The following is a 14,115-nucleotide window of genomic DNA, read 5'->3' as shown; positions in this document are numbered from 1 at the left end:
CTACTTGCCGCCGTCCTTTGTCAGCAGCAATTGGCCGCGCTTCTTGATCGTGGCCTGGGCCATCTCGGCAAAGCGCTGCAACAGCCAGGGCAGCACCACCTCGACGCGGACCTGATCGTCGGCGACGTCGACCCGACCGCTCGCGACCTGCCCGAGCGCGCGGATACGAAAATTCATCGTGTCGCCGCTCCAGATCTCTTCCTCGACCTGCATCACGGGAATGCTTGCCGCGGCACGGCCAAGCCCGGTCTTGAGCCGACGCACCGCCTCCTCGCGGCCGAGACGATGCGGAATGGAAACGACAAGCGGCGCTGACATGGTCCTCCCCCTTTCACTGACCTCACATAGTCATGCCTGCCGAACCCATAAAGGTTCCATGCAAGTTGAACCTTCGGCCGTGTTTCAAAGGGGGAACTTTCAAACCTGCGGCAAGTTGCCTTCGCACAACGGGACAGGTTGCAATACCCTTTCAACAAAGGGCTGAGGAGATTCGCATGTCTATCGGCACGATTATTCTGATCATCCTGATCATCGCCCTGCTCGGCGGCTTCAGCGGCATCGGCGGCGGGCCATTCTACGGCACCGGCTATTATGGCGGCGGCGGCCTCGGGCTCGTCATCGTCATCCTGCTGATCCTGCTGCTGATGGGACGGATCTAGTCAGGGCGGCCATCCCCAGGGCGCGTACGCGCGAAACGGGAATGTCGCACCACAACCTCTGGATTCCGGGTCTGCGCTTCGCGCAGCCCGGAATGACATTCTGGAAAGCGCCTACTTCAGTTTCGCCGCCAGCTTCTTCATCGCCGCCTTGATCGATACTGCGGCATCGTCATACTCCTCCCACGCCTTCGATCGCGCCAGCAGGCCCGGCACTGTGCGCAGCGTGTACCGCTTTGGATCGAGATCGCTCTTCACCTGCGACCAGGTCAACGGCATCGAGACCGTGGCCCCTGTGCGCGCCCGCGGCGACAACGGGGCCACCGCCGTCGACATCCGGTCGTTGCGCAAGTAGTCCAGGAAGATCTTTCCCTTGCGCAGCTTCTTCGACATGTTGAGCAGGTAGCGTTCGGGATCGTCGTCGGCCATCCACTGACAGACGCCCTGCGCGAATGCTTTGGCCTCCTTCCAGCTCACCTGGTCGCGCGCACCGTGGAGCAGCGGCACCACCACATGCAGCCCCTTGCCGCCCGTGGTCTTGCAGAAGCTGTCCATGCCGATATCGCTCAGCCGCTGCCGCATCTCCTTGGCAGCTTCGACGACGTCGGCGAACTCCACGTCGGGCGCTGGATCGAGATCGAACACCAGCCGGCCCGGCGTGTCATATGCGTAGGGCGCGCAATTCCAGGGATGCAGCTCCACGCCGCCGATCTGCGCCACGGCGGCGAGCCCCTCGATCCGATCGATCTGCAAATAAGGCTTGCGGTCGCCGGAAACTCGCGCGAGCTCCAGCAGGTTCGACGTGCCCTGCATCGCATGGCGCTGGAAGAAGCATTCGCCCTTGATGCCATCTGGGGCGCGGATCAGCGAGCACGGCCTTCCCTTGAGATGCACGATCATCCATTCGCCGACGGCTTCGAGATATCGCGCGAGGTCGAATTTCGTGACGGGCTCGCCATTGCCGTCATCGGGCCAGAGTTCCTTGTCCGGCTTCGAGAGGACGACCCCCATGACCTGGGCGGTGCCAGCCTCCTTCGCGCCCTTGACGGACTTCGGCCTGGCGCGTCTCTTCTGCGAGGGCTCGGCGAGCTCGGTGTCGTGGGGTGTCTCGGCTACGACCTCGTCGGCAGGCTTGTCCTGCCGCAGGCCCTTGAACGCAGCCTGGCGGATATTGCCATCGGCGGTGAAGCCGGCGAACTCGATCTCGGCGACCAGCTCCGGCCTCAGCCAGTGCACCTCGCGCGTCTTCTTCGGCGCATTCTTGCCGCCGAACGGGCTCTCCTTGGCCGCCATGGCCTTCAATGCCGGCATGATGCGCTTGACTTTGTCCGCGCCAAAGCCGGTGCCGACCATGCCGACGAAGGCGAGATGATCGCCCCGCCGCACGCCGGCCATCAGCGAGCGGAATTTGCCGTTCGTGGTCTTGTAACCGCCGATCACCACCTCGTGGCCCGCGCGACATTTCGACTTGACCCAGCTCTCGGTGCGGCCGGAGCGATACGGTGCGTTCAGCTTCTTCGACACCACGCCTTCGAGCTCGAGCTTGCAGGCCGATTGCAGCACGGCATCGCCGCCGCTCTCGAAATGCTCGACGTAGCGGATCTGGCTCGATTTCCGCTTGCGCGATTCCAGCAGCTTCTTGAGCTGCGCCTTGCGTTCGCCGAGCGGCAGCCGGCGGCAGTCCTGGCCTTCGGCGAACAGAAGATCGAAGGCGAAGAAGATCAGCTCGTCGGTCTTGCCATCGGACAACGCGGCCTGAAGCGAGGAGAAGTTCGGCGCGCCGTTATGGTCGAGCGCGACGATCTCCCCATCGATCATCACGTCAGGGAGTGCGCCCGCCTCCTTGGCAATGGAGCCGAACTTGCCGGTCCAGTCGAGACCCTTGCGCGTCTTGAGCGTCGCCTCGCCGTCCTCGACCCGAAGCTGGACGCGATAGCCGTCGAACTTGATCTCGTGGCACCAGCCCTCGCCGGACGGCGGCCGCTCGACCAGCGTACAGAGCTCCGGCGCAACGAAGTCCGGCATCTCCGAGATCTTCCTGGCGTTCGTTGCCACCGTGGCCGTCTTCTTCGCCGTCCTGCCGGCCTTCAACGCGGTCCGCGGCGCCGGCTTCACCGTGCGCCCCTTCGTCTCCTCGCCACGGTTGGACTGCCAGACAGCATCCGCCTTGCCCTTTGCGCCCTTCGCCAGCATGAACGGCTTTGGCGCGCGGCCCTTGCCTTCAGCGATCTGCTCCATCGCGCGGCCGGAGGCGACGGACCTGTCCTGCTCGAGAATGTCGTTGTCCGCGCCCTCGCGGACATATTCGTCGCGGTGCTTGATCAGGAGCCAGTTGGTACGCTTGCCGCCGGTCCGGTCGCTACGCATGCGCACCAGCACCCAACTGCCCTGCAGCTTCTCGCCATGCAGGATGAACTTGAGGTCGCCCTTCTTGAAACCGGCTTCCGGATCTTCCGCTTCCCAAGTGCCGCGGTCCCACAGCATCACCGTGCCGCCGCCATATTGCCCTTCCGGAATCGTGCCTTCGAAATCGCCATAGTCGAGCGGGTGGTCTTCCACCTCGACGGCCAGACGCTTGTCGTGCGGATCGAGCGAGGGCCCCTTCGTCACCGCCCAGGACTTGAACACGCCGTCGAATTCGAGCCTGAGATCGTAGTGCAGCCTGGTCGCATCATGCTTCTGGACCACGAAGCGCCGCTGTTTCGATGGTGCCACTGCGGTCTTGCCGGATGGCTCGGGCGTCTTCTCGAAGTCCCGCTTCTGTCGATAAGTGGAGAGTTTTTGCAGCACGACCGGTCCCGCTTCTCTTTCGGCGTCAAGCCTATCACGGCCAAAGTCCCGCCCGGAACCAAAACCCGATGGGACGGTTGGGGTTCCAAAACGCCTTGAAAACGCTGGAGAATGGAATGGCCCCGCGCGCCTATTGGAAGGGAACGTTGAAGCTGTCGCTGGTCAGTTGCCCGGTCGTGCTCTATCCGGCGACCACGGCGGCCGAGAAGACGCGATTTCACCTGATCAACCGTGAGACCGGGAACAGGCTCAAGCAGCAGATGATCGATGCCGAGACCGGCGACATCGTGGAGAGCGACCAGAAAGGCCGCGGCTACGAGTTGCGCAAGGGCAAATATGTCGAGATCGAACCGGAGGAGCTCGAAGCGGTCCAGATCGAGAGCAACCATACCATCGACATCGAGAGCTTCGTGCCGAGCGAGGAGATCGACCAGCGTTATCTCAATCACCCCTATTACATCGCGCCGGACGGCAAGGCCGCGGTCGATGCCTTCGCGGTGATCCGCGATGCCATGAAGGACCAGGACCGCGTGGCACTCGCCAAGATCGTGCTGACCAACCGCGAGCACGTCATGGCGATCGAACCGCTCGGCAAGGGCCTGCTCGGCACCACGCTGCGTTTCCCCTACGAGCTGCGCGACGAAGACCAGTTCTTCGACGAGATCAAGAGCCCGAAGATCACAAAGGACATGGTCGAGCTCGCCGGCCACATCCTCCGGACCAAGGCGGCGCATTTCGATCCCGGAAAATTCAAGGATGAATACGAGGACGCGCTGAAGGCACTGGTGAAGCGCAAGGCCAGCGGCAAGAAGATCGAGCTGCCCGAGCCCGAGGAGCGGCCGAGCAACGTCGTCAGCCTGATGGACGCGCTGAAGCAGAGCCTGAAGGGCCGCGGCGGGAAGAAGACGGCGGCGAAGTCGCATCCGCGACGCGCGACGGGGCGGCAGCGCGCCGCGAAGAAGACGCACCGGTCGACGGCGAGGCAGAGGAAGGCTGGCTGATTTATGCTGCCATTGCGAGGCAGTTGTCGTAGGATGGGTAGAGCGAAGCGAAACCCATCTCGCATCGGCAGTCGCAGAGGCACGATGGGTTTCGCTTCGCTCTACCCATCCTACGGATCGACGAGAATCAATCCCCTGCCTTCAGGCGGTACCCGATCCCTGTCTCCGTCAATACATATTGCGGCCGTTCCGGATCTGCTTCGATCTTCTGGCGGAGCTGGCGGACATAGACGCGCAAGTACTGCGCGTCGGTCAACTCGTCCCAGAGCTCCCGAAGCAGGAAGCGGTGGGTTAGCACCTTGCCGGCATGCTGCACCAGCACGCGCAACAGGTCATATTCCTTCGGCGAGAGCCTCACGTCACGATCGCCGACCTTGACGATGCGGCGGACGAGATCGACAGAGAGATCGCCGATGCGAAACACGGGACGTTCGCCCTTGACCTGGAGCTGGTGACGCAGTGCGGCGCGCAGGCGCGCCAGGAGCTCTTCCATTCCGAACGGCTTGGTCAGATAGTCGTCGGCACCGAGATCGAGCGCCTGGACCTTGCCGGCCTCGTCGCCGCGGCTCGACAGCACCACGATCGGCACGCCTTCGTTGCGGGCGCGGATGGTGCGGAGCAGCTCATGCCCCTGAACATCGGGCAGGCCGAGATCGAGGATGATCAGGGCCGGTCCCTCCTCGAGCTTCTCCAGCGCAGTCTTGCCGTTCGAAGCCTCCAGGATCTCGTAACCTTGCGTCGTCAACCCCATCCTCAGCAATTTGCGGATCGGCGGCTCGTCGTCGATGACCAGGACCTTGATCGGAGCAGCGCTCATGCGGCGGTATCCAATGCGTGGCTCTCTGCCGGAACGGGCAGACGGATGGTGATGACCGCGCCGCTCCGTTCGTGGCGATTGGCAGCGGAGATCGTGCCGCGCATCGCCTCGACGAAGCCGCGAGAGATGGCGAGGCCGAGCCCGGTGCCGGGGCGGACGTGATCGCCTTTCTGCACGCGATAGAACTTGTCGAACACGCTCTCGAGCTCGTCGGGCGGAATGCCGGCCCCCTCGTCGGCGATCTCGAGCACGACATGACCGCTCTCGCGCCGGCCGCGGATCGATATCGTGGTCTCGGGTGGCGAATACTTGGCGGCATTGTCGAGCAGATTGAACAGCACCTGCTCGAACAGCACGGCATCGAGCTGGAGCATCGGCAGATCGGCGGCCAGCACCAGCTCGACCTTGTGTCGGTTGAGGATCTGGCTGGCGCGCCGCAACGCGCTGCCCACGATCTCGCCGAGATCGTGAAGCGCCGTATTCGGCACGATGGCGCCGGATTCGAGCTTGGTCATGTCAAGCAGATTGGCAATGAAGCGGTTGAGCCGCTCGGATTCGTCGATCACGGTGGCGAGCAGGTCGCGCTTCTCGGTATCGGAGAGGGCGCCGGCAAGATCGCGCATGGTGGAGGCCGCGCCCAACACAGAGGCGAGCGGCGTCTTCAGGTCATGCGAGATCGAGGTCAACAGCGCCGAGCGCAGCCGCTCGGATTCGACGGTGCGCTTGACGCGGTCCATGTCCTCGACCAGCAGCACGCGCTCGATCGCGAGCGCGCCCTGGTCGACCAGGGCGTCGAGCAGCCGGCGCTGGTCCGGCGTCAGCAGCGGGCCGGTGCGGTCGTTGTCGATGCCGATGACGCCGATCGGGCCGCGCCCGGTTCGCATCGGCAGGAACAGCCGCTTGGCACCCGGCAGCGTGTCCGAGCCCCGACCGGCGGGGCGATCGTTGCTCCAGGCCCAATTGGCGGCGGCAAGATCGGCCTGGTCGAGCTCGTCCTCGGGCGGATAGCCGGATTTGACCGTGAGCAGGCCCTCGTCCGGCAGCAGCAGCACCACGCGCACCTTCAGCATCAATGCGATCTGGTAGGCGGTCGCCCACAGCACGTCGTCGAGCGTGGCGGTGCCGGCGAGCTTGCGGCTGAAGGCATGGAGCTGCTCGGTCATCCTGATCCGGCCGATCGCGGTGTCGGCCTGGATGCGAACGCGCGCCGCGACATTGGAGACGATCATCGCCACCACCATGAACAGCACGAAAGCGGCGACGTTGGTCGGATCGGTGATCGTGAAGGTGTAGATCGGCGGCAGAAAGAAGAAATTGTAGGACAGCGAGGCGGCGACGGTCGCCAGCAGCGATGGCCAAAGGCCATAGCGCACGGCAACCACAACCACCGCCGTCAGCAGCACGAGGTCGACGTTCTCGATGCCGAAACGGGGCTGGATCAGCTGCGCGGCGCCGAGGCCGATCAGCACGATGCCAAGCGCCTTGAGATAGGGCCGTGGATCGAACGGCTCGGATCGCGCAGCAGTCTGCACCACCGTCTTGGGCGCCGCTTCTGCGGACAGTTCATCGCCGGGGATGACGTGAACGCTGATGTTGCCGGCGCGACGCACCAGGTCATGCACGACCGAGCCGCGCGTCATCTCGAACCAGCGCGAGCGCGTCGACTTGCCGATCACGATCTGGGTGACGTTGTTGCCTTGCGCGAAATTGACGACGTCCTCGGCAATCCGGCGGCCGACGGCGGGGATGGTCAGCGCCTCGCCGCCGAGCGACTCCGCAAGCCGCAGCGTGTCAGCCAGCCGGTCGCGCTCCTCGTCGGACAGTTGCAGGGATCGCCGCGTCTCGATCGAGATCGCGGTGAACGGCGCATGCAGCCGGTCGGCCAGGCGCTTGGTGTAACGCACGAGGCCGGCCGCGCGCGGATCCTCGCTGACGCAGACGAGGATGCGCTCACCCGCGGCCCAGGGCCCAGGAATCGCATTCGCCTGCATGTGGGTGAGGAGCTGCTCGTCGACCCGTTCGGCCGTCCGCCGCAGCGCGAGCTCGCGCAGCGCGGTCAGATTGCCCGGCGAGAAATAGTGCTCCAAGGCCCGCTCGGCCTGCTTGGGCACATAGACCTTGCCCTCCTTCAGCCGCTGGATCAGATCGTCGGGGGTGAGGTCGATCAGCTCGATGGCGTCGGCGCGGTCGAACACCGAATCCGGCACGGTCTCGCGCACCCTGACATGGGTGATCTGCGCGACGACGTCGTTCAGGCTCTCGATATGCTGGATGTTGACGGCGGTGTAGACGTCGATGCCTTGGGAGAGCAGCTCCTCGACGTCGAGATAGCGCTTGGGATGGCGGCAAAGCGGCGCATTGGTGTGGGCGAGTTCGTCGACCAGAGCAATCTGCGGCCGGCGCGCGATCACCGCATCGAGATCCATCTCCTCGACAATCTGGCCGCGGTAGTCCAGCCTCTTGCGGGGAACCACTTCGAGACCGCGGACCAGGGCCTCGGTCTCGGCGCGGCCATGGGTTTCGACGAACCCGACCACGACGTCGATGCCGGCCTTGCGCTTGGCATGGGCGCTTTGCAGCATCTCATAGGTCTTGCCGACGCCGGGAGCGGCGCCGACGAAAATCTTCAGCTTGCCGGTCGCACCTTCCTCCCGCCGCGCAGCTTCCAGCAGCGCCTCGGGAGAGGGACGTTGTTCGGGATCGCGGCGCTCTCGGACCATCTTGCCAATATAATCACGTGGGCGCCGCGAGCCTAGACTGCTACTTCGCGGCCATGCGATCGAGCGCGAGATTCAGCGCCAGAACGTTAACCCTGGGTTCGCCGAGCAGGCCGAGCAGACGGCCTTCGGTGCTGGCGGTCACGAGCTGCTTGACCTGATCCTCAGGCAGTTTCCGCGCCTTCGCCACGCGGGGTACCTGGAATTGCGCCGCTTCCGGCGAAATGTTCGGGTCGAGGCCGCTGGCCGAGGTCGTCGCCAGGTCGACCGGCACGGCCGCGTTCGGATTCTCGGCCTTCAGCTTGTCCACATCCTCCTTCAACCGGTCGGCCAGCGCCTTGCTGGTCGGGCCGAGGTTGGAGCCGCCCGAATTGGCGGCGTTGTAGGGGGCCGACACCGTCTTGGTCGAATCATTCGGGTCCGGCGCAAGCGTCGCCGACGGACGGCCGTGGAAGTATTTGTCGTCCTTGAACTCCTGCCCGATCAGGGCGGAGCCGATCACCTTGCCGTCCTTTTCGATGAGGCTGCCCTGCGCCTGCACGGGAAACAGCGTGCCGGCAATGGCGGTCATCGCGAGCGGATAGGCAAGACCGGTGATGGCGGTGAGCGCCAGCAACAGGACGATCGCGGGGCGGATTTCTCTGAGCATGTGTTTCTCCGATTTTTGCGTCATTGCGAGCGAAGCGAAGCGAAGCAATCCAGAAATGCATCCGCGGAGACCGCCTGGATTGCTTCGTCGCTTCGCTCCTCGCAATGACGGGGGTTATGCCAGGTGCAAGGCGGTCACCAGGAGGTCGATCGCCTTGATGCCGATGAAGGGAATGACGATGCCGCCCAGGCCATAGATCAGCAGGTTACGCCGAAGCAGCGCACCGGCACCGACCGCGCGATAGGCCACCCCCTTCAGCGCCAACGGGATCAACGCGACGATGATCAATGCGTTGAAGATGATCGCCGACAGGATGGCGCTCTGCGGGCTCGACAGGTTCATGACGTTGAGCACGTTGAGCTGGGGGTAGAACGCCAGGAACATCGCCGGAATGATCGCAAAATACTTGGCGACGTCGTTCGCGATCGAGAACGTCGTCAGCGCGCCGCGCGTCATCAAGAGCTGCTTGCCGATCTCGACCACCTCGATCAGCTTGGTCGGGTTGGAGTCGAGGTCGACCATGTTGCCGGCCTCGCGGGCCGCCTGGGTGCCGGTGTTCATGGCGACACCGACGTCGGCCTGGGCGAGCGCCGGCGCGTCGTTGGTGCCGTCGCCGCACATGGCGACCAGCTTGCCCTTGGCCTGCTCGTCGCGGATCAGCTTGAGCTTGTCCTCGGGGGTGGCCTGCGCCAGGAAGTCATCGACGCCGGCCTCGGCCGCGATCGCGGCCGCCGTCATCGGATTGTCGCCGGTGATCATGATGGTGCGGATGCCCATGCGGCGCAGCTCTGCGAAGCGCTCGCGGATGCCGCCCTTGACGATGTCCTTGAGCTGGACGACGCCCAGCAGCTTGCCATCCTTGGCGACAGCCAGCGGCGTGCCGCCCGACTTCGAAATCTCGTCGGCGATCGTCTGAAGCTCGCGGCCGGTGTCCGAGAGCGTCGCGGGCTGGATGGCACGGGCGGTGTTGCCGGAGGCAACGGCCTGCGGCGCGCCGCCGCTGACATAGTTGAGCATGGCGTCGACCGCGCCCTTGCGCACGGACGAGCCGCCGGCATCGACGCCGCTCATGCGGGTCTGTGCCGTGAAAGGGATGAAGGTCGCCCCGAGTTCGGCCATGTCGCGGCCGCGGATGCCGTACTTCTCCTTGGCCAGAACGACGATCGAGCGGCCCTCCGGCGTCTCGTCCGCGAGCGACGCGAGCTGGGCCGCGTCCGCAAGCTCCTGCTCGCTGACGCCGCGGAGGGGACGGAACGCCGTCGCCTGCCGATTGCCGAGCGTGATGGTCCCGGTCTTGTCGAGCAGCAACGTGTCGACGTCGCCGGCGGCTTCGACCGCCCGGCCGGACATTGCCAGCACGTTGAAGCGGACCAGGCGATCCATGCCGGCGATGCCGATCGCCGACAGCAGCGCGCCGATGGTGGTGGGGATCAGCGTCACGAATAGCGCAACGAGCACGATCACCGAGATCGAGCCGCCGGCATAGGCCGCGTAGCTTGGGATCGTCACGGTGGCGAACACGAAGATGATGGTGAGGCCGGCAAGAAGGATGTTGAGCGCGATCTCGTTCGGTGTCTTCTGCCGCTCGGCACCCTCGACCAGCTTGATCATGCGGTCGATGAAGGTCGAGCCCTGGGCTGCGGTGATGCGGACGCGGATCCAGTCCGACAGCACTTGCGTGCCGCCGGTCACCGCCGAACGGTCGCCGCCGGACTCGCGGATCACGGGCGCCGATTCACCGGTGATGGCGGCCTCGTTGACGGAGGCGACGCCCTCGATCACTTCACCGTCCGAGGGGATCGTGTCGCCCGCCTCGACCAGCACGAGATCGCCGACCTTCAGGCTCGTGCCGGGCACGAGCTTGTAGTCGCGGCCTGCTCCGCTCAGCAGCTTGGCCTGGCTCTCAGTGCGGGTCTTGCGCAGCGTCTCGGCCTGCGCCTTGCCGCGGCCTTCGGCCACTGCCTCAGCAAGGTTGGCGAACAGCACGGTGAACCAAAGCCAGAGGATGATCTGGAAGGTGAAGCCGAGATTTTCCCCGCCGGTCAGGAGATCGCGCAGGAAGATCACCGTGGTGAGCGCGGCGACGATCTCGACCACGAACATGACCGGGTTCTTGATCATGGCGCGCGGGTCGAGCTTGGCGAAGGCCGCGCCGACCGCCGGCATCACGATCTTGGGATCCAGCATCGCCGAGACCGGCATGCGCTTGTTGGGTTTATGGACAGATTCCATGGAGGTCACTCCGAAAAAGCTGGATCAGAACAGGTTGCCGGCGTTCATCGCCAGATGCTCGACGATCGGGCCGAGCGCGAGCGCTGGGAAGAAGGTCAGGCCGCCCATGATCAGGATGACGCCGACGACGAGGCCGACGAACAGACCTCCCGTAGTCGGGAACGTGCCCATCGACGGCGGGATCGATTTCTTGGCCGCGAGCGATCCCGCGATCGCCATCGCCGGTACGATCATGAAGAAGCGGCCGACGAACATCGCACTGGCGAGCGTGAGATTGTAGAAGAAGGTGTTGCCGGTGAGGCCCGCGAAGGCCGAGCCGTTGTTGGCCGTCCCCGAGGTGAAGGCGTACAGCACTTCGGTGAAGCCGTGCGGTCCGGCATTCGCCATGGAGGCGACCGCCGCCGGATAGACCACGCCGACGGCGGTCCAGCCGAGAATCATCAGCGGCAGGACGAGAATGGCGAGCATCGCCATCTTGACCTCGCGCGCCTCGATCTTCTTGCCGACATATTCCGGCGTGCGGCCGACCATCAGGCCCGCGACGAAGATCGCGAGGACGACGAACAGCAGCATGCCGTACATGCCGGCGCCGACGCCGCCGACGATGATCTCACCGAGCTGCATGTTGATCAGCGGGATCATGCCGCCGAGCGCGGTGAAGCTGTCGTGCATGGCGTTGACGGCACCGCAGGAGGCGGCCGTCGTGATCACGGCGAACAGCGAGGACGCGACGATGCCGAAGCGGACCTCTTTGCCTTCCATGTTGCCGCCGGTCAGGCCCAGCGCATGCATGGTCGAGGTGCCGTTGGCCTCCGCCCAATAGCAGACGCCGACACCGGCAACGAACAGCAGGCCCATCACGGCGAGGATCGCCCAGCCCTGGCGCTGGTTGCCGACCATGCGTCCGAACACATTGGTGAGCGCGGCGCCGAGCACGAAGATCGACAGCATCTGCACGAAGTTCGACAACGCGGTCGGGTTCTCGAAGGGGTGCGACGCATTGGCGTTGAAGAAGCCGCCGCCATTGGTGCCGAGCATCTTGATCGCGACCTGCGAGGCGACCGGGCCGACCGCGATGGTCTGCCTGGCGCCCTCGAGCGTGGTCGCCTCGACATAGGCCCCGAGCGTCTGCGGCATGCCCTGCCAGACCAGGAACAGCGTGTAGACGATGCAGATCGGCAGCAGGACGTAGAGCGTGCAGCGGGTCACATCGACCCAGAAATTGCCGACCGTGCGCACAGATGCGCGGGCAAAGCCGCGGATCAACGCGACCGCGAGCACGATACCGGTCGCCGCGGACAGGAAATTCTGGTGCGTGAGGCCGACCATCTGGGTCAGATAGGACAGCGTGCTCTCGCCACCGTAGTTCTGCCAGTTGGTGTTGGTGATGAAGGAGACCGCAGTGTTGAAGGAGAGATCTTCGGCAACCGCGCCCTGTCCGGCCGGATTGAACGGCAGCACGGCCTGGAGCCGCATCACGCCGTAGATGATGAGGAAGCCGCCGACATGGAACAGCAGCATGGCGACCGTATAGGTCAACCAGTGCTGCTCGCGTCTCTCGTCCACGCCGGAGATCCAGTAGATTCCGGCTTCGATCGGACGCAGGACGGGTGACAGGACGGTCGGTTCGCCGTTGAACACGCGCGTCATGTACCAGCCGAGCGGCTTCGTCAGCGCGACGATGATCGCACAATAGAGAATGATCTGGAGCCAACCGATCACAGTCATGGCATTAACCCTTCAGGCTTTGGGGCCGGCGCAAGAGCGGCAGGAGCAGTGCAAGCAAGCCCGCGACGAGCGCGACTTCGGCCAGCAGCAGTTCGGCGAGCAGCAGCATGGCGTCAGAACCGCTCGGGCCGCAGCAGTGCGTAGGTGAGATAGAGCAGGAGGCCGAACGAGACGGCGCCGGCGAGTGCATAATCGAAGATCATGGCCCGCTCCCTCACAGCCGTTCGCAAACGTAGGTGTAACCGATCGCGAGCGCGAAGAAGCCGAACCCCAGTGCCAGCATGAGAATGTCCATCATGGAAATGCTCCTCGTTGCGCTCTGTGTCTGACGCAACCATGTCTCTGCTTCCGGCAGGCAGCTTGCGGTGGATTAGACACAGCGCATGTCCCGCGGCGCCTGCCCGGAGCTTTCACTGCACCGAAGTGCCACTCGGGACATAGGTTTTCGAGATGAGGGCTATGGCAAAGTTATAGGAATCTCATAAAGGCCCCGCCCCCCGCGCGGCCAAACGCGAGCCGATCGAGGCCGTCGTCCCGGCCTTCGCGAGGGACCGCGAGCGAGATTGGCCGCACCGCCCCCCTTTATGAAATCCCTATATCTCGCGCCCCCTCGTCATCTCGTTTTCAAATGCCGTTCCAGCCATCTTGGAGAGGCCGGCCGACTGACCGACGCCAACTCCAGGAGGCCTGACATGACCGCTGCTCTCCGACGCTACGATCCGCCATCGCTCGGCGACCGCTTGCGCAATGCGCAGGCGATGACGCGACCGTTGATGATCGAGATCGTCGAAAAGACCTGCCGGCGCATCCCCTCGCTCGGACAGAACGACCGCACCGCACGCCTTGCGCGCCTGATCGACGCCGAGGCATGGGCCGACGCGGCGCTGGTGCTGATGGAGCTGGAGCTGCCGATGTGGCAGGTCCGCCGCATCGCCTATGACGAAGGCGAGTGGCATTGCGCGCTCTCGCGCGAGCGAGAGCTGCCGGACTGGCTGGACGCCGCGGTCGAGGCGCGTCATCCCGACCTCGCGCTCGCCCTGCTGTCGGCGTTCCACGACGTCCGGACGCTGGCGGCGGATGTATCGCGGCCGAGCGTTCCTTCCGTTCGTCCCGTGCCGGATCCGCTCTACGAACCGGTCGTCTGCGACAATTTCGGCTAGACACGCCCGACGGATCGGCGCCATGCCGCAAGCTCCGGACCTGCCGCGCATGCTGAGCCCGTCGCGCGTGATCGCGCGTTTCGCCGTCCGGCTCGCGCTGCTCACAGGCTTTGCCGCATTCGGCAGCGTCGGCTTCGGCCGGAGCTTCGCCGTCCTGCTCTGGATGTCGATCGTCCTGTGCGCGCTCGCCAGCCTCGTCAGGCGGGAGCCGCTGTTCGGAGCTGCGCTCAATCATTGGGACGAGGCTGTCGCGTTCGGCGCGCTGTTCGCGCTGGTCCACGTCGTCATTGATCCGGCCTGAACGGCACATTGCGGGCTTTATGATCTTCCTATGAGATCGCTGTGCACCCATCCTCGAAGTCATA

The 14,115-nt window shown here is 64.8% G+C and carries 12 protein-coding genes; 4 read left to right on the top strand and 8 right to left on the bottom strand.

Annotated features, from left to right (window positions below; genetic code table 11):
- Nucleotides 1-318 carry a polyhydroxyalkanoic acid system family protein gene (locus ACYCVF_RS01140; protein ID WP_459596686.1) on the bottom strand — a complete coding sequence of 106 codons (318 nt, stop codon included), beginning with the start codon at nucleotides 316-318 and terminating at the stop codon, nucleotides 1-3.
- 176 nt (nucleotides 319-494) lie between these two features.
- Between ACYCVF_RS01140 and ACYCVF_RS01135 the strand changes: the two genes are divergently transcribed.
- Nucleotides 495-659 carry a DUF3309 family protein gene (locus ACYCVF_RS01135; protein WP_008560028.1) on the top strand — a complete coding sequence of 55 codons (165 nt, stop codon included), beginning with the start codon at nucleotides 495-497 and terminating at the stop codon, nucleotides 657-659.
- Nucleotides 660-770: 111 nt separating this feature from the next.
- On the opposite strand, the gene ligD is transcribed toward ACYCVF_RS01135, so the two are convergent.
- Nucleotides 771-3,446 carry a DNA ligase D gene (gene ligD / locus ACYCVF_RS01130; RefSeq protein ID WP_459596684.1) on the bottom strand — a complete coding sequence of 892 codons (2,676 nt, stop codon included), beginning with the start codon at nucleotides 3,444-3,446 and terminating at the stop codon, nucleotides 771-773.
- A gap of 116 nt (nucleotides 3,447-3,562) precedes the next feature.
- Here ligD and ku point away from each other — a divergent pair, with 116 nt between their 5' ends.
- On the top strand, nucleotides 3,563-4,447 hold the full coding sequence (gene ku / locus ACYCVF_RS01125; protein WP_459596683.1) for a non-homologous end joining protein Ku: 885 nt from the start codon (nucleotides 3,563-3,565) through the stop codon (nucleotides 4,445-4,447).
- Nucleotides 4,448-4,574: 127 nt separating this feature from the next.
- Here ku and ACYCVF_RS01120 read toward each other — a convergent pair whose 3' ends face one another.
- From ACYCVF_RS01120 to ACYCVF_RS01095, 6 genes are all read right to left on the bottom strand, one after another.
- Nucleotides 4,575-5,264: a response regulator transcription factor gene (locus ACYCVF_RS01120; RefSeq protein ID WP_459596682.1), complete on the bottom strand. Its 690-nt coding sequence runs from the start codon at nucleotides 5,262-5,264 to the stop codon at nucleotides 4,575-4,577.
- On the bottom strand, nucleotides 5,261-7,984 hold the full coding sequence (locus ACYCVF_RS01115; RefSeq protein ID WP_459596681.1) for a DUF4118 domain-containing protein: 2,724 nt from the start codon (nucleotides 7,982-7,984) through the stop codon (nucleotides 5,261-5,263). Before ACYCVF_RS01115 ends, ACYCVF_RS01120 begins: the two co-directional genes overlap by 4 nt.
- Before the next feature lie 40 nt (nucleotides 7,985-8,024).
- On the bottom strand, nucleotides 8,025-8,630 hold the full coding sequence (locus ACYCVF_RS01110; RefSeq protein ID WP_459596680.1) for a K(+)-transporting ATPase subunit C: 606 nt from the start codon (nucleotides 8,628-8,630) through the stop codon (nucleotides 8,025-8,027).
- Between the two features lie 114 nt (nucleotides 8,631-8,744).
- A complete protein-coding gene (gene kdpB, locus ACYCVF_RS01105) occupies nucleotides 8,745-10,862 on the bottom strand; it encodes a potassium-transporting ATPase subunit KdpB (protein WP_459596679.1) in 2,118 nt (705 codons plus the stop codon).
- A 24-nt stretch (nucleotides 10,863-10,886) separates the two neighbouring features.
- Nucleotides 10,887-12,590 carry a potassium-transporting ATPase subunit KdpA gene (gene kdpA, locus ACYCVF_RS01100; protein WP_459596678.1) on the bottom strand — a complete coding sequence of 568 codons (1,704 nt, stop codon included), beginning with the start codon at nucleotides 12,588-12,590 and terminating at the stop codon, nucleotides 10,887-10,889.
- Between the two features lie 113 nt (nucleotides 12,591-12,703).
- Nucleotides 12,704-12,793 (bottom strand): K(+)-transporting ATPase subunit F, encoded by a 90-nt coding sequence (locus ACYCVF_RS01095; protein WP_049814895.1) that lies wholly within the window; start codon nucleotides 12,791-12,793, stop codon nucleotides 12,704-12,706.
- 489 nt (nucleotides 12,794-13,282) lie between these two features.
- Between ACYCVF_RS01095 and ACYCVF_RS01090 the strand changes: the two genes are divergently transcribed.
- Together ACYCVF_RS01090 and ACYCVF_RS01085 are read left to right on the top strand one after the other, a co-directional pair.
- The gene (locus tag ACYCVF_RS01090; protein ID WP_459596677.1) at nucleotides 13,283-13,750 is read left to right on the top strand and encodes a hypothetical protein; all 468 of its coding nucleotides are present in this window, start codon (nucleotides 13,283-13,285) and stop codon (nucleotides 13,748-13,750) included.
- A gap of 22 nt (nucleotides 13,751-13,772) precedes the next feature.
- Nucleotides 13,773-14,051 carry a hypothetical protein gene (locus tag ACYCVF_RS01085; RefSeq protein WP_459596676.1) on the top strand — a complete coding sequence of 93 codons (279 nt, stop codon included), beginning with the start codon at nucleotides 13,773-13,775 and terminating at the stop codon, nucleotides 14,049-14,051.
- Nucleotides 14,052-14,115 lie beyond the last annotated feature (64 nt).

This window comes from Bradyrhizobium cedriense (assembly GCF_054602315.1).
This window is presented reverse-complemented; position numbering and strand designations above follow the sequence as displayed.